Here is a 15621-nt window from a genome sequence, read left to right as displayed (position 1 = left end):
AGGTTTGCGGCTGCCAGTGCTGCGAAATTTGCTTGCACGATAACGTCACTATTAGTGCGAATTTGCCATCCATAGTCAAAAAAAACTACAACTCAGCCCCACAAAGAGCAACCAGAATCTGCTTAGGAATGGGGATTTTCATCTTGGAAGCTTGTTTTTTTCAACTCAGCATTACTGGGTCGTTTCTTGTTGTCTAGTCTAAACTCCAGAACTTAACTTATAACACAAGGGCTTTCTTATAGTTCTTGAAGTATTAGTCCAAAAACTTTTAATTACTTCTCCCTATCTTCATCTAATGCTTTTTGGATAGCTTGGCGACAAAACTCAGGAGGATCGTCTTTAGCCTTTACCTCTTCCTTCATTTCCTTAGAGACTCTAAAACTTAATTGGTCAGTTAATGGCTTATCTCCCTTTGGTTGCGCTGGTTCAAAATTTTGAGGGTTCCCTTTAGGATTAGGCATTGTTGAGAGATGTAAATATAGCTTGATACTAACGAAACCATTCTTCAGCAGTCATTTTCCAAATAATATTACCTCTGATTTACGTCCAAGAACTTTTAACTACTTCTGCCTATCTTCGTCTAGTGCTTTTTGGATAGCTTGGCGACAAAACTCAGGAGGATCGTCTTTAGCCTTTACCTCTTCCTTCATTTCCTTGGTGACACGGAAGCTCAATTGATCGGTTAATTCCTTGCTTGGTTGGTTTCCAAAATTTTCAGGTTTACCCTTGCGGTCAGGCATTGTTTAGAAAAGTAAATATAGCTTGAAGTCGATGAAACCATCGGGTTAGAGTTTTTAATCGGTGAGTACTTGCCTGGAAAACTTGTAACTCACCGATACCACTTTTACAAATGGGTAACTCTATTTTATGTTCACAAGGTCAGAACTCGAAATCAAAACGACTGCTGAGTTGAGAGATTTGTGTAGGCGTTATGGATTGAAGCCTACTGGAAACGGAGGGTACAAGACCAGTTGGATTGTTACCTTGATGGCATTCCCACAGATAGGACTCGCGCAACTAAGGCAAGGAAGAGGGTTGAAGTCACCAGGCTTTAGCGTTATTCAATTCCTTGAAGGGGTGGTAGATGAGATGAATTCACCCACTGATGAGCAAGCGGCACTGATTAAGCTGACAATGGAAGGCAAAGCTATGAGCTACCCTGACAGATACGATCAAGAGAGCTTGCTTAACTTGCACAAGGCTAAGATGTATCTTGAAATGGCGATCGGACTACTAAACCAATAAATCAGTTTTGAGGGTTTGTAGTAAAGACTTTAGTCCTTATTTTCTAAGCACTAAAGTCCTTACTAGGAAATTGCTTACCCGTATTGGACTCAACTCAGAAGTGCAATAGTTCATTAATTCATGGCGAATTAACTTTGGCAAAACTCTGCGTACCTCTGCGTTTACCTCTGTGTTCCTCTGCGTTTAAAAAAGTACTAAGGATGAATTTTTGACACTATCAATTGTTTGCTCAATTAGCAATAGCACTCAAGGCAATTACTAATTCAAAACTAACTGACTTAAAAAGAAGGCAAGTGCTGCACTACCCAAAGGAACTGTCAAATTGTCAATACCTAAAAATGAAACAGCTTCTAAAGCAGTAGCGATAACTGCCACTATCAGCGATATCGCCCAAGTTTGCCAACTGTTTCCTTGAGTTCCAACTAAAATCAAACTACTGACAACATAGCCAACGAGCATCATAGTTAGGGAGCCTTCCCAACTTTTTTCTGTCCCAAAAACTTTATACTTGTGTGTACCAAAACGTTGCCCAATTAAGGCTGCTAATCCATCTCCCCAAGTCATGATTAAAATTCCGAGTGCTGCGTACTGGGGTTGTTGTAAATACCAGAACCAGGCAACTAAAATACCGAAACTGACAGAGTAAAAAAACGTCCCTAAGCTTTGCCGTCCAACGCTATTAATACCAGGAAGAATCGGCAATCGGTAGGATAATAAGGTGATTGCACTCGCTAAAATAGAAGCTGTAATCCCTACACTGGCGGGAATATCTAGCCACCAGGCGATTAAAATAACGTTACCAGTGCCAATATGAACAATCTTCCGCACGATTTCTGGTTCGTTGGCGAAGCGGTTTACCACCCATGCAATCAGGAGGATGAGTAACACCCAAATTGCAGCCAACGCAATTTGCAGCCAGAAAACCGGAATTGAGGTGAAGTCAGAAAATGTAATTAACAAAGATACGACAAAATGAAAATTTTTACCCCTGTTACTAATTTATAAGATTTGGGTAGCTGCAATGAAATTATTATTTATTTGGCTGATTCGGGGCTACCGAATGTTTATCTCGCCCTTATTTCTCCCGACTTGTCGCTTTCAACCAACTTGTTCGATGTATGCTATTGAAGCGATTGAACGGTTTGGAGTGTTGCGTGGTAGCTGGATGGCAACTCGGCGGATTTTGCGGTGTCATCCGTTTCATCCAGGTGGTTACGATCCAGTGCCAGAGGTGGTGGAAAAGCAAAGAGGCAATGGGACAGAGGGCAGGGGAGCAGAGGGGCAGGGGAGCAGGGGAAAAGGTTAAAGGTTAAAGGGGAAAGGAATAAATTTAATCTTTCCCCTTTTCCCCTTACCCCTTTCCCAATGCCCAAGTTAAAGGATGTGTTCGTGGGTATAGGTATTTGGGGAGATGTCAATAGATGAGGTTGTCATCTAGCGTGGGAAGGTTGAATAATTTGATTTGGATTTACGATGATTAATCTTACTGCGATTTCTATACCAGAACCACAAATTCCTACTCCTGGGCCGAGTCCGCTACCTAGTCCCAATCCTGAGCCGAATCCGCTACCTAGCCCCGAACCTGTACCGGGGCCAGCGATACCCCAGCCGTTACCGGGGCCTGTACCAGAAACAGTACCTGCTCCTATTCCTCAGACAGTTCCAGGAACGATTCCCCAAACCATACCGGAACCTGTTTAGATTACCTTGGTAATGTAATCCAAAATCTCAAATCTAAAATCCAAAATGCTAAGAGCCGGAATTGTCGGACTTCCCAACGTCGGAAAATCTACTTTATTTAATGCTGTAGTTGCTAATGCTAAAGCTGAAGCAGCTAACTTCCCTTTTTGCACGATTGAACCGAATGTCGGCGTTGTCGCAGTACCGGATGAACGGTTAAATGTTCTTGCTAAGATTGCCAGTTCGGCACAAATTATCCCGGCGCGGGTGGAATTTGTGGATATTGCCGGTTTAGTTAAAGGTGCAAGTCAGGGTGAGGGATTAGGGAATCAATTCCTGTCCCACATCCGGGAAGTTGATGCGATCGTCCATGTGGTACGTTGTTTTGAGAATGACGATATTATCCACGTTGCTGGTTCTGTTGACCCAGCGCGAGATATTGAAATCATTAATATAGAGTTGGGTTTATCAGATTTAGGACAAATTGAGCGGCGAATTGACCGCACTCGTAAACTAGCTCGTACCAGCAAAGATGCACAGTATGAAATCACAGTTTTAGAAAAATTAGCTGCGGCTTTAAATGAAGGTAAATCAGTGCGTCAGGTGAGCTTGAATGAAGAAGAAGCAGTAATTATTAAAGGGCTGGATTTGCTCACTTATAAACCGATTATCTACGCCGCGAATGTATCTGAGGATGAGTTGGCAACTGGTAATAATTTTGTGGAAACAGTACGGCAAATTGCCGCAACAGAAAATGCCCAAGTTGTAATAGTTTCGGCTCAAGTTGAAGCTGAATTAGTGGAATTACCAGAAGAAGATAAAGCTGATTTCCTTGCGTCTTTAGGTGTGGAAGAAGGCGGCTTGAAATCATTGATTCGGGCAACTTACACGCTTTTAGGCTTACGGACATATTTTACCTGCGGCCCCAAAGAAACCCGCGCTTGGACAATTAATGCTGGAATGTCTGCACCTCAAGCTGCTGGTGTAATCCACAGTGATTTTGAGCGGGGATTTATTCGCGCTGAAACTGTCGCTTATAAAGATTTGGTAACAACTGGTTCGATGAATGCGGCGAAGGAAAAAGGGTTGGTTCGCAGTGAAGGGAAAGAGTATGTTGTGCAGGAAGGGGATGTAATGTTGTTCCGATTTAATGTGTAGGGGTAATTAATGTGTGACCGTTATCGATAAGATAATGGTCAAGTTACACCAATTTACGTAGGCTTTGCCCGCCGTAGGTATCGCACTCTAAACATTGACAAAATGCTCAATATATGTGTCTAATTTTAAGAAAGTTGCGAGGCGATCGCAAATAAATCAGGAATTTTCAAGCAATTCTCAAAATATAGTTGCAGTTGCAATCAAAAGACATACTTCAGTTACTTCTACCCAAAATGTATACATAGGAACCAAAATTCTCATCATCTGTACCAACAATCACACCACCTTCTGCACCGGGAATAAGTTCCATGCCTTCAATTTTGTGGTAATTAGAGCGGTAGAGGGGAACAAGTTGAGAATTTTGCTGCCATACAATTTTGTTGCCACGAAATCCCAAGTAACCAGCGACATACACAGCTGACTGAAATGGGCCATCATCTCCAGCATCACTTGCCGAAGTGATGTAAACAATGCCTACTGGGTCTACCTTAATATCTGAAATATGGCGAACATTGCCAGATGGAAACGGTACTTTCAGATTGGCAGAACCTGCGAGAGTAATTTGATATTTAGCCAAATCAAACATTCCCCAAAAAATAGTTGCTGGTTGTTCTCTTTCACCTCGATTTCCCCAAATAGCAACTAATTTGCCGTCTATATTTTGCAATCCAAATACTTCAAAATTATTTCCTTGAATAATTCCTGGTACATTGAATTCTTTTAGTACCGAGATGGTCTTATTAGCAGGATTTAACCTGATGTAATAAGCTTTTCCAGAACTGCTTAAAGCGATAAAAGAGAATTTTCTTTTCTCTGGAACAGATGTTAAAGCTTCTAAGTCAATAGGCAATTCTGTATTATTTGGACAGTTCAAGGGGAAATATTCAGGTTGGTTCTTACCCTTAATACTGATAATTGCTATACGACCTTGGTTTTTTTGTTTATTGTCATGAACAATCAGAAAATCTAGCGTATTGCTTTGCTGCTTTATCAAAGCCATACCACTGATACCGAAAGGGATACTACCGCGAACCGGACGCCAATCTTGCGCCCAAACTTGCTGGGATATAAATACCAATGCACCCAAAACTACTATATTGATGATTAATTTGAGAAACCGAGGCATAGTAAAAGGGATTGGGCATGGGGTACTTGTACTGAGCGTAGTCGAAGTATTGGCTATTGGGTTAGGAAAACTCTTCCCAGTCCCCAGTATCGCTAAGAAGTGCGTTAGCCGATGCTCAATCAGATCAGATCTAGGCAATTCGTCCTCAGATTAATAATTACTTTTTACACTTATACTATGTAAGTATACATACATACTTAATTGACTTAAGATAATACTTTCCGTAAAGAAAGCAATAATTCGTTAACAGTATAAGGCTTTGACAAAAACGTATTGACACCAATAGCAGCTACTGCACTGAGCTTATTATCAGACATCAGTCCACTACTGGCAATAATTTTGACTTGGGGGTTAATTTTTTGCAAGGTACGTATGGCTGTTAAACCATCCAGTGAGGGCAGCATAATATCCATGAGGACGGCACTAACTTTGTCTCTATTTTGAGCATATAGCGCGATCGCTTCAATACCATCACTGGCAACTAAAATTTTGTAGTTGTGAGCTTCTAGTGATGTTCTGGTAGTCTCTTGAATGGCGGCTTCATCATCTACAACTAAAATCAATTCTCCATGTCCTGTCTGTGGTGTCAAATCTTCTGGGTTTATTGTTTCCATTCCCTCTACGGCTGGTAGGTAAACCTGAAAGCTAGTGCCACTACCGCGTTCGCTATAGACGTTCACAAAACCTCCGTGACTTTTAATGATTCCAAGCACGGTGGAAAGTCCCAACCCTGTGCCTTTTCCCACATCTTTTGTGGTGAAGAATGGCTCAAAAATTCGATCTAATATTTCCCCAGGAATACCAATTCCGGTATCGGAGACAGTAATTACTGTGTAAAATCCGACCTTAGCATCCAGGTTGATGCGAGCAGAATTTTCGTCAATCAACAGATTTTCGGCAGAGATACTCAAACTACCGCCATTAGACATAGCATCGCGGGCGTTAACGCAGAGGTTCATCAGCACTTGATGCAGTTGGGTACTATCTCCAGAAACCATCCACAAATCTTGCGGTACATTAGTGCTGATTTCTATAGATTTGGGAAAGGTTTCTTTAAGAATCTTGGCAAGTTCCACAATTATATGTCTGAGTTGCAAAGTGATGCGCTTCCCTTCCACACCCCGTGCAAAGGACAGTACCTGTTTAACTAAATCAGCTCCGCGTCTAGCGTTTATTTCCAAAATTTCTAGTAGATGACGAGTTCGCTCATCTGCATTAGGAAATTTGAGTGGTAGCAGTTGCGCTCCCGCCAAAATCGGTGTCAGGATATTGTTGAGATCGTGAGCAATGCCACTAGCTAAAGTACCAATACTTTCCAGGCGTTGAGCGCGAAATAACTGGGCTTCTAAGTGCTTTTTCTCAGTAATATCTGTGTCAACGGTGAGTATTGATTTGGGTTTGCCTTGTTCATCGCACACTAGACTCCAGCGACTAGCTACAAGGACTTCTTTGTTCATTTTAGTAAGCTTTGTTAATTCACCCTGCCACTTCCCTTTACTAATAGCTTGCAATAGAGCCGCTTCAATTTCCGGTGAAGGTTCGTCATACAAAAGCTCACTAGCATTTTTGCCCCAAGCCTCTGTAGCTTGCCAGCCATAAAGTGTTTCTGCACCTTTATTCCAGAAGATAATTTGATTGTTTAAATCTCGGACGCAAATGGCATCTGTCGTCACGTCTAGTAACGCTGCTTGTTCGCGGATTTTTTCTTCTGCTAATTTGCGTTCGCGTAGCGCAGCCTGCCGTTCGCTAATATCTATACTGGCGCATGTCACCCCAACAATTTCTTGGGTTTCATTCCGCAGTGGCTCGACAGTTAAATCGTAATATCGGGTTATATCTTTGATGGTAATTGATACTTCCTCTCGCGTTCCTATACCTGTAGTCAATACCCTACGTTTAATTATGAGGAGACGTTGAGCATCTTCTGCTGGGATAATATCTAAGTCTTGTTTGCCCAATATTTTCTCAACTGTCAATCCAGATGGGGGATTGTAAACCCAGGTGTACCGCAAATCTCTATCCTGGTTATAGACAAAGATTGGAGAGTTTTTGAGAGCTACCCGAAATCGCTCCTCACTCTGCCGTAGTGCGTTGTCTGCCTGCTGACGTTCGATCGCATAACGCATAGTTCGCACCAGCAAGTCGCCAGTTACTTGCCCCTTCACTAAATAATCCTGCGCTCCTTTTTGCATTGCCCTAGTTGCCAGGGTTTCATCATTTATACCCGTCAGCACAATGATTGGAGTTGCTTTTGCCTGATTATGAGCCATGACAAAAGTTTGTAATCCCTGGCTATCTGGCAGCGAGAGGTCTAACAAAATTACATCAAAAATTTCGTTTGTTAAGTAGTTGAGTGCTTCATAAAGCCGTTCAACGGGCATCAACTCAACTACAACTGTGGTAACTTCTTTGAATAACTCTTGTAACAATAAGACATCACCAGGGTTGTCTTCTACTAACAAGACTTTAATAATATTTTTACCTGCCATTTCCACTACTCCGGTGGCAGTTTTACGATCGCAAACCAAAAATTTTCTATTGATTGGACAATTTTAACGAATTGATCGAAATCTACTGGCTTGGTTATATAACAGTTGGCAAAAAGGTTATAGGCTTTGAGGATATCTTCTTCAGCCTGGGAAGTAGTCAAAACTACTACAGGAATTCGTTTGAGGTTTTCATCTCCTTTTATTTCTGCTAATACCTCTCGTCCATCTTTTTTCGGAAGGTTAAAATCGAGCAGTACAATATCTGGATGAGGTAATTTAGCATATTTTCCCTGTCTACGCAAGAATGCCATTGCCTCTACACCATCCTCGACTACGTTCAAGTGAATTGAGATTTTACTATCTTCTAAGGCGATGCGTGTAAGTTGGACATCGCCAGGATTATCTTCTACTAACAAAACCTCAATAGGCATAATCGCTGTTATGGTGTTTACCATTGCTTACCTACTCTATCTGGAATTGTGAAGTAGAAAGTCGAGCCTTGACCAGGTTTCGACTCAACCCAAATCCTGCCGCCGTGGCGTTCGATAATTTTCTTACAAATTGCCAGACCAATTCCAGTACCTGGATATTTGTCTCTACCGTGCAAGCGCTGAAAAATTAGAAAAATACGTTCAATATATTGGGATTCCAAACCAATTCCATTATCACGTACTGAGAACAACCATTCATCCTCCGAGGGGGTAAAATTTAAATTTTTTCCATTTAATATATCTGCATCTGCTTTACTTATCCCAATGTGAATTAATGGCTGTTGACGATCGCAAAATTTGATTGCGTTGGCAATCAGGTTTTGAAATACTTGTGTCAATTGGGTAGAATCAGCCATCACTTCAGGTAGAGTATCGTAGGTGACAACTGCCTTTCGATCTGCGATCGCAATTTGGAGATTAGCAAGCACCAGTTTTAAGACAACACTACAATCAACTGGCACAAAAGGCTGTCCACGGCTGCTGACGCGGGAATAGTTCAACAAATCATTAATTAGGGTCTGCATCCGGCTGCCCCCATCTACTGCGTATGCAATAAACTGATCTGCATTGGCATCCAGTTTGCTTTTGTATCTCCGCTCCAGCAGTTGTAAATAACTAGTTACCATCCGCAATGGCTCTTGCAAATCATGGGAAGCCACATAGGCAAACTGTTCTAATTCCGCATTAGAACGAATAAGTTCCTGACTTTGCTGAGTTTCTTTTTCTAATAGTTGTGCTTGAGATAAAGCAATCCCAATTTGATTGGCTAATTGCTGTAACAAATCCATCTCAAACTGATTCCACTGTCGAGGTGCGGCACACTGATGAGCTAACAACAAGCCCCAAATGCCGTCTCTGACAAGAATCGGCACTACTAGATTCGCCCTGACAGCAAACTGCCGAAGAAATTCTCGATGGCATGGTTGAATATGAGCAGCTTCAATGTCTTCAAGGGCACTTACTCTTCCCTGGCGATATCTCTCTATATATTGTTCTTTAAAGCAAGAGTCAAAAAGATTTTTTCCTAAAATTACTGGCCAAGCAGGCAGTACTGCTTCTTGCACCACTGTTCCTGAACCGTCAGCCTCCAACCGAAAAATTAACACCCGGTCAGCTTGGAGTAATTTTTGTACCTCTGTCACCGTGGTTTTAAGAATTTCATCTATTTGTAAAGATTCTCGAATTTTCAGGGTGATTTCAGCAAATAATTGCGATCGCAGATTTTGCCGCTTTAATTCTTCATCTGCCTGCTTGCGGTCTGTGATATCAGTATAAGAACCTACCATCCGCACTATATCACCCAATGCGTCCCAAAGTGCCTGTCCTCGATCTAGAATCCATTTATAGCTGCCGTCTTGGCACTGGACTCGATATTCACAGACGTAAAAAGGTGTTTTCTTGGCAAAGTGGTCTTGAAAGGCTTGAAGTACCGAATCTCGCTCATCGGGATGGATTCGTTTTGTCCATTCATCCCAATGGTTGGAAACTTCGTGGTTTTGATAACCGAGCATTTCCTTCCATCGAGTTGAGAAGAACACTTCGTTAGTCTTGAAGTTCCAATCCCAAATACCATCATTATTACCATGCAATGCTAGTTGCCAACGTTCTTCACTTTCTCGTAGTGCTTCTGCTGTTTTTCGTCGTTCAGTAATGTCTTGCAAATAAACAGACAAGCCGTCTTTTGCAGGATAAGCATGGACTTGAAGCCAGCAGTTTAGTCGTGGATAAAACTCTTCAAAATCCACACTCACCTGTTCTAAGATTGCTCTGTGATATTCACAATGGAATCTTGTGCTGATAATTTCTGGAAACACTTCCCAGATGTTTTTACCCAATAATTCATTTTGGTTTTTTTGCAACAGCCGTTCTGCTTGACCATTGATGTAAGTGAATTGCCACTTTTTATCTAAAGCAAAAAAACTATCAGTGATGCTTTCAAGCAAATTAGCGATGCGGATTCTTGCAGCTTCAGATTGGGCGCGGGCTGCTTGCTCTTGCGCCATTAATTTCTCGGTAATTTGAGATACCTCAGTTACATACCGCCTGAGTTCTAATTGGTCGATTACCAGGCGACTCAGAGCTACAAGCGCCTCTACTTGTTTTTGGCTCAATTCTTTTGGAACTTGGTCAATCACGCACAAAGTTCCTAGTAAATCTCCCTTCGGGCTAATTAAGGGTACACCTGCATAAAATCGTATATATGGATAGCCAGTCACTACCGAATTATTTGCCAACTTTTCATCAGCTAGGGTATCGCTAACCACCACAACACCACGCTGCTCTTGGCAAAGATAAGATAACCCCACACACCGGGGCATTTCTGATATATCTAAACCTACTTTTGCCTTAAACCATTGACGGTTTTCATCAATGAAATTTACTAAAGATATAGAAGTGCCACAAATAAATGCGGCTAATTGAGCAATATTGTTGTATGCTTCTTCGGGTTCTGTGTCAAGAATTTGATACTGGCGGAGGGCTTCTAACCTCACCGCTTCTGTATCAATATTTCCAGATTTCATTAACTTTTATTAAGAAATTTAAATGGGATATCCAGTCAGCAGCCTGACTACTTGATGAATAGTTTAACGCTGTGTTCAAGGATAATTTATTTTTTCTCAGCCCCTTAACTTACGAATTTGCCAACAAAATCATAAATATAGGGGAGAAAAATAGCATTGCTATATTTCTCCCCTGTCTTTAAACCTATTCAACTGTTCTGTCAGTTACTAAAAACTTTGTAAGTGCTTACGAAGCAAAAATTCAATCTACTCTAAACCACCTAAACCATTAACACCAGAAATTGCCTTGAGGAGGGCTGCTTTGTCTTCAATACCGGCTGGGGTACTAGCATCAAGCAATGTTGCAACAGCTGTTTGGATTGCATTGCCAGTAGGTGGTGTTGTAGGTGTTACAGCACCTGGGGTTACTGTGATGCCTGTGACAACTTCTTGGTTTGTACCTGGAACACTATTACCATCAACCACAACAGCTACTGAGTTAAAGTCCGAACCCGGAGCTGCAACTACTTCACCACTAACACTGATAGAAGAACCTGATGGTCTAACTATTGTAACTGCACCACGAGCTGATGCTTGCCCTGCACTTGCTGGCGCAGCCAGGATATTACCAACACTAACCAAACCTAATAAGCAGATGCTTCCTTTAACGATCGCAGAAATTTTCATGATCAACAAACTCCTCGTGTTGTTTCTCTTTGCGTTTTCAATATAACCATTACCTACCAGAAAACTCTCAGTAATTATACTCGAATTTATAAAAATTCTAGCGGTCATAAATTAAAAAAAACTAATAGACTAAATGGTTGGCGAAAAACTCTATAAAAGCGGCAAAATAACAACAAAATGGAGATACAGCAAGGCTTGTATCTAGTTAGTGACTGTATATAAATTGTGATAATGCTTACCAAATTCAGCGTTTTAGAAAACTAAGTCCGTGGAGCATTGAAGTAAGACTTTAGACTGCTTTCAACACCATATTTCTCTGTAAACTCCCCTTAATAATTAGTCACACATTTCTAAAAATGCTTATGTTATGTCTTTGCTAAATCTTAAATGCATCTTCATAGGTAATATGCTGTGGGCAACGATTTGAATGTCCAACCTGATTGCAGTTCTTGTTGTGGATGTAATATTTTGTCAGGGCGCACAACTTTAAGCCAGTACCAGATTTTACACAGTTGAAAACAGCTATAAAATCTAGTTATAGGTTGAGTAGAGTGATTATCAGAAAGAAACGCTATGCAATTGTGCAAAGCATCCGCTAGAGGCGATATCTACAACGGTCTACGCCTATGCAAAACCAGAAAGTTCTTGGTAATGTTGGCTTTTGTGCCTATACGAGTTTATTTTTTGGTCTTTAACTAAAGTTATTTAGATAGAAATACACCTTTTATCTCCAACATAACCCCCAACGCCTTGCCTTGTAGCGAATGGTAGTGAGGTCAAATCTCTATGCCTTACCAGTAGCGAAGTAGAGAATCAGCAAAGACAAAAATTACCTCAGCGTTATGCTCAAGCACCATTTAACTTATACCACTTTGAAAAAAGAGTGCGACAGATACATACGGACATACCTTTGTTCTGTCTGGCTTTCTTAATTTTGAATTTTGAATTTTGAATTTTGAATTGGTATTACTATGTTTATTGTCCCCCAGATCAATGGGCTACATCTGCTGCCTTTAAGTCATTATGGCAAAATCTAAGAAAAGCTCTACCCCCATCAATCTCAGCGATCCACAATATTATCTTAACCGAGAGTTAAGCTGGTTAGAATTTAATGGCAGGGTGTTACATGAAGCCTGTGACGATCGCACGCCTCTTCTCGAACGCCTGAAGTTTTTGGCAATTTTCAACTCGAATTTAGATGAGTTTTTCATGGTGCGGGTTGCTGGTTTAAAGCAACAAGTAGAGGCGAAAGTCAGCCTGTTAACTCCCGATGGTCGGACACCACAACAACAGCTAGACGATATTCGGTCTACCTTGATTCCCCATGTTAAAAAAGAACACCAACATTTTGAGCAAGTAGTTCGGCCCTTACTCGCAAATAATGGCATCCATATTCTAGATTACATAGATTTAAATCAAAAACAGCGAACTCATCTCAACAGTTATTTTGAGGAACAAGTCTTTCCAGTTTTGACTCCTCTGGCTGTTGATCCGAGTCATCCCTTTCCTTTTATTTCTAATCTCAGTCTAAATCTGGCTGTTGTGGTCAAAAATCCAGACACCGAAGAAGAATTCTTTGCCAGAGTTAAAGTCCCCAGTGTTCTCCCAAGATTTTTACCGATACCGCCAGAATTGGGAGATCAGAACAGTGACAAACCTACCCACTGGACTGGAGTACCTTTAGAACAGGCGATCGCTCATAACTTGGAATCTTTATTTCCAGGGATGAATATTCAAGAATATCATCCGTTTCGGATTACCCGTGACGCTGATTTGGTCTTAGAAGAAGATGAAGCAGATGATTTGTTGTTAGCGATCGAACAGGAATTGCGAAAACGACGCTTAGGTGGAAGTCCAGTCCGGCTAGAAATTCAATCCCAGACTCCAGAAATAGTGCGATCGCGATTATTGCATGATTTGGAATTAACAGAAAGCGATCTTTACGAAGTAGACGGTCTTTTGGGACTGCGGGATTTGATGTATTTTATGGCCTTGCCACTGCCGGAACTCAAAGATCCGCCACGCCAATCTGTTGTACCATTACGCCTGCAAAGGTTGAGGGAACCGAATTTAGATCCAGATGTCTTAGAGACAGAGGAAGGAAAAGACTTTTTTGCTGTGATTCGAGAAAAGGATTTATTAGTACACCATCCCTATCAATCCTTTTCGGCTACAGTGGTACGCTTTATCACCCATGCTGCCTACGATCCAAATGTATTAGCCATCAAGATGACCCTTTACCGGACTTCTGGTGATTCACCAATCGTCAACGCCTTAATTGCTGCTGCCGAAAATGGCAAGCAGATATCGGTACTGGTGGAATTAAAGGCGCGGTTTGATGAGGAGAATAATATTTACTGGGCAAAACGCCTAGAAAGAGTTGGAGTTCATGTTGTCTATGGTTTAGTAGGGCTGAAAACCCATAGCAAAACCGTCATGGTAGTACGGCGCGAAAAAGACCGGATACGTCGCTACGTGCATATTGGGACTGGAAATTATAACCCCAAGACAGCACGGCTGTATACAGATTTAGGATTGTTTAGTTGCCGTGAAGAATTAGGTGCTGACATCACAGATTTATTTAATTTCTTGACAGGCTATTCTCGACAAAAGTCTTATCGAGAGTTGTTGGTTGCACCTGTGAATATGCGCGATCGCTTTTTGGGACTAATTCACCGCGAAATCGAAAATGTTCAAAATGGATTTTCTGGACGCATCGTTGCCAAAATGAATTCCCTAGTCGATCCAGAAATCATTGCCACTTTATATGAAGCTTCCCGCGCTGGAGTGCAAATCGACTTAATTATCAGAGGCGTTTGTTGTTTACGCCCAGGCATCAAAGACATTAGTGAAAACATTCGCATCATCAGCATTGTCGGTCGCTTTTTAGAACACTCTCGGATTTATTATTTTCATAACAATACACAGGAGGAAATCTATATCGGCAGTGCCGACTGGATGCGCCGTAACCTAGATCGCCGAGTCGAAGTAATCACGCCAGTCAAAGACCCAGATATTGCTAAAGATTTGCAAGAAATTATGGGAATTATGCTCGCAGATAATCGTCAAGCTTGGGAATTACAAGCCGATGGCACTTATATTCAACGCCGTCCTTATGATGATTCTCCAGAAGCTAATTCACAAAAAATTTTCCTGACTATGGCATTACGCTCAACTGGTGTAGTCTCAAACCTGATTGATTAAAAAATAAGTTAGTAATACCTTGACACCTAGCTCAACTTAGTTATTTCTAGAAAATTGGAATTTTTGAGCAGTTATCTAAGTTGTTTGTCATGGGTTCGCACAAGTTATTCAACCATAGGATAGAGTTAGTGCTGGCACTTGTTCCCATAAACTGGAGGGGTTATTCTGAATAATTTTGTCTTTCCCCTCAATGCTAATGTTATCCTGTGAGCTTTCGACCTTGCGACTTCTAGTAGTTGATGACCACGAGCTGACTCGTTTAACTTTACAATTGGTTTTTTCTTGTCAGGAAAATATTCAAGTCGTAGGTTTAGCGACTAATGGTGAAGAAGCTATAGAAATGGTTAAACGTTGTCATCCTGACGTGATTGTTCTAGATTTACAAATGCCAGTCATGGATGGTTGGAGTGCCTCTAGTCACATTAAAGCTATATCTCCAAACACCCAAATCCTCGCCTACTCCTCAGTGGAAGACGTAAATCTTCAGCAAACAAAGGAAATGTCAAGCTTTGATGACGTTTGTAAAAAAGATGTACCTACAAGCGAACTCATTGCCTTAGTTAGGCAGTTAGGTCAGCGTGCAGGAAATGGTTCAGTTTCAGGATAGATCGAGCTGTGTTGCTGTACTAGCTCCAACTTAGTTTAATTCTGGGGATTGAAAGACATGATACTACTGAGGAGCGTCGGTATAGCCTGAAGTTGAGGGTTAAACCGACGCAATTTTTAATTATTGCTACTCTACCGGAATGGTGCGTTTAAATTCATCAATTAATTCATCCAGTTCTTCCAAAGCCTGATTTACATCAACTCTCAAAGTTCCCAGGTTTGGTTGTTCGAGTAAGCTTAACAGGTAATCGCGTTTACTTTGAACTGCGACAATTCGTTCTTTTATAGTCTGTAAATCCATTATTTTTTCCTATCTTTAACTACCTTTAAGTTTAAAGTTAACTCAAAATTTAACATTCTGGAGCAGTATACGCCCTTAGTAGTCGATTTAGAGCCAGTATGGCAAAGGTCATTTACACACCAGTTGCTTATGA

15 protein-coding genes are annotated in these 15621 nt (G+C 41.3%); 6 read left to right on the top strand and 9 right to left on the bottom strand.

Annotated features, from left to right (window positions below; translation table 11 throughout):
• Positions 1-272: 272 nt before the first annotated feature.
• Both RMX98_RS07780 and RMX98_RS07775 read right to left on the bottom strand, forming a co-directional pair.
• Positions 273-461 (bottom strand): hypothetical protein, encoded by a 189-nt coding sequence (locus RMX98_RS07780; protein ID WP_292814625.1) that lies wholly within the window; start codon positions 459-461, stop codon positions 273-275.
• Between the two features lie 99 nt (positions 462-560).
• The gene (locus tag RMX98_RS07775; protein WP_322677380.1) at positions 561-740 is read right to left on the bottom strand and encodes a hypothetical protein; all 180 of its coding nucleotides are present in this window, start codon (positions 738-740) and stop codon (positions 561-563) included.
• 127 nt (positions 741-867) lie between these two features.
• On the opposite strand from RMX98_RS07775, the gene RMX98_RS07770 reads away from it, so the two are divergent.
• Positions 868-1245, top strand: a complete 378-nt coding sequence (locus RMX98_RS07770) for a hypothetical protein (protein ID WP_322677379.1) — start codon at positions 868-870, stop codon at positions 1243-1245.
• A 258-nt stretch (positions 1246-1503) separates the two neighbouring features.
• On the opposite strand, the gene RMX98_RS07765 is transcribed toward RMX98_RS07770, so the two are convergent.
• Positions 1504-2205 (bottom strand): SEC59/DGK1/VTE5 family protein, encoded by a 702-nt coding sequence (locus RMX98_RS07765; protein WP_322677378.1) that lies wholly within the window; start codon positions 2203-2205, stop codon positions 1504-1506.
• Positions 2206-2266: 61 nt separating this feature from the next.
• Here RMX98_RS07765 and yidD point away from each other — a divergent pair, with 61 nt between their 5' ends.
• The 3 genes from yidD to ychF all read left to right on the top strand — a co-directional run bounded on the left by yidD (position 2267) and on the right by ychF (position 4083).
• Positions 2267-2551 (top strand): membrane protein insertion efficiency factor YidD, encoded by a 285-nt coding sequence (gene yidD, locus RMX98_RS07760; protein ID WP_322677377.1) that lies wholly within the window; start codon positions 2267-2269, stop codon positions 2549-2551.
• Positions 2552-2718: 167 nt separating this feature from the next.
• Positions 2719-2946, top strand: a complete 228-nt coding sequence (locus RMX98_RS07755) for a hypothetical protein (protein WP_322677376.1) — start codon at positions 2719-2721, stop codon at positions 2944-2946.
• 45 nt (positions 2947-2991) lie between these two features.
• Positions 2992-4083 (top strand): redox-regulated ATPase YchF, encoded by a 1092-nt coding sequence (gene ychF, locus RMX98_RS07750; protein WP_322677375.1) that lies wholly within the window; start codon positions 2992-2994, stop codon positions 4081-4083.
• A 214-nt stretch (positions 4084-4297) separates the two neighbouring features.
• On the opposite strand, the gene RMX98_RS07745 is transcribed toward ychF, so the two are convergent.
• From RMX98_RS07745 to RMX98_RS07725, 5 genes are all read right to left on the bottom strand, one after another.
• Positions 4298-5209, bottom strand: coding sequence for a hypothetical protein (locus RMX98_RS07745; RefSeq protein ID WP_322677497.1), 912 nt, complete (start codon positions 5207-5209; stop codon positions 4298-4300).
• A 206-nt stretch (positions 5210-5415) separates the two neighbouring features.
• Positions 5416-7698, bottom strand: a complete 2283-nt coding sequence (locus tag RMX98_RS07740) for a response regulator (RefSeq protein ID WP_322677496.1) — start codon at positions 7696-7698, stop codon at positions 5416-5418.
• A gap of 5 nt (positions 7699-7703) precedes the next feature.
• Entirely contained in the window at positions 7704-8153 is a 450-nt protein-coding gene (locus RMX98_RS07735; RefSeq protein ID WP_322677374.1) for a response regulator, read from the bottom strand.
• Positions 8147-10711 (bottom strand): GAF domain-containing protein, encoded by a 2565-nt coding sequence (locus RMX98_RS07730; protein ID WP_322677373.1) that lies wholly within the window; start codon positions 10709-10711, stop codon positions 8147-8149. The genes RMX98_RS07735 and RMX98_RS07730 overlap by 7 nt, the downstream gene beginning before the upstream one ends.
• 246 nt (positions 10712-10957) lie before the next feature.
• Positions 10958-11377: a hypothetical protein gene (locus RMX98_RS07725; protein WP_322677372.1), complete on the bottom strand. Its 420-nt coding sequence runs from the start codon at positions 11375-11377 to the stop codon at positions 10958-10960.
• Between the two features lie 1023 nt (positions 11378-12400).
• Between RMX98_RS07725 and ppk1 the strand changes: the two genes are divergently transcribed.
• Both ppk1 and RMX98_RS07715 read left to right on the top strand, forming a co-directional pair.
• Positions 12401-14581 (top strand): polyphosphate kinase 1, encoded by a 2181-nt coding sequence (gene ppk1 / locus RMX98_RS07720; protein ID WP_322677371.1) that lies wholly within the window; start codon positions 12401-12403, stop codon positions 14579-14581.
• A 190-nt stretch (positions 14582-14771) separates the two neighbouring features.
• Entirely contained in the window at positions 14772-15188 is a 417-nt protein-coding gene (locus RMX98_RS07715; protein WP_322677370.1) for a response regulator transcription factor, read from the top strand.
• 126 nt (positions 15189-15314) lie between these two features.
• Here the strand turns inward: RMX98_RS07715 and RMX98_RS07710 are convergent, their stop codons facing one another.
• Complete coding sequence (locus tag RMX98_RS07710) at positions 15315-15488, bottom strand: hypothetical protein (protein ID WP_322677369.1); 174 nt, start codon at positions 15486-15488, stop codon at positions 15315-15317.
• Positions 15489-15621: the final 133 nt, after the last annotated feature.

The sequence above is a fragment of the Nostoc sp. DedQUE02 genome (assembly GCF_034531035.1).
In the GTDB taxonomy this organism is placed as follows: domain Bacteria; phylum Cyanobacteriota; class Cyanobacteriia; order Cyanobacteriales; family Nostocaceae; genus Nostoc.
Note: the sequence above shows the minus strand (reverse complement) of the source record. Positions and strands in the feature narration are given on the sequence as shown.

Coding starts and splice junctions, on each gene's coding strand:
- RMX98_RS07730 (WP_322677373.1), bottom strand. CDS start 10,711: ATGAAATCTGGAAATATTGATACAGAAGCGGTGAGGTTAGAAGCCCTC.
- RMX98_RS07745 (WP_322677497.1), bottom strand. CDS start 5,209: ATGCCTCGGTTTCTCAAATTAATCATCAATATAGTAGTTTTGGGTGCA.
- RMX98_RS07780 (WP_292814625.1), bottom strand. CDS start 461: ATGCCTAATCCTAAAGGGAACCCTCAAAATTTTGAACCAGCGCAACCA.
- RMX98_RS07715 (WP_322677370.1), top strand. CDS start 14,772: ATGCTAATGTTATCCTGTGAGCTTTCGACCTTGCGACTTCTAGTAGTT.
- RMX98_RS07755 (WP_322677376.1), top strand. CDS start 2,719: ATGATTAATCTTACTGCGATTTCTATACCAGAACCACAAATTCCTACT.
- RMX98_RS07740 (WP_322677496.1), bottom strand. CDS start 7,698: ATGGCAGGTAAAAATATTATTAAAGTCTTGTTAGTAGAAGACAACCCT.
- ppk1 (WP_322677371.1), top strand. CDS start 12,401: ATGGCAAAATCTAAGAAAAGCTCTACCCCCATCAATCTCAGCGATCCA.
- ychF (WP_322677375.1), top strand. CDS start 2,992: ATGCTAAGAGCCGGAATTGTCGGACTTCCCAACGTCGGAAAATCTACT.
- RMX98_RS07710 (WP_322677369.1), bottom strand. CDS start 15,488: ATGGATTTACAGACTATAAAAGAACGAATTGTCGCAGTTCAAAGTAAA.
- RMX98_RS07735 (WP_322677374.1), bottom strand. CDS start 8,153: ATGGTAAACACCATAACAGCGATTATGCCTATTGAGGTTTTGTTAGTA.
- RMX98_RS07775 (WP_322677380.1), bottom strand. CDS start 740: ATGCCTGACCGCAAGGGTAAACCTGAAAATTTTGGAAACCAACCAAGC.
- RMX98_RS07770 (WP_322677379.1), top strand. CDS start 868: ATGTTCACAAGGTCAGAACTCGAAATCAAAACGACTGCTGAGTTGAGA.
- RMX98_RS07725 (WP_322677372.1), bottom strand. CDS start 11,377: ATGAAAATTTCTGCGATCGTTAAAGGAAGCATCTGCTTATTAGGTTTG.
- yidD (WP_322677377.1), top strand. CDS start 2,267: ATGAAATTATTATTTATTTGGCTGATTCGGGGCTACCGAATGTTTATC.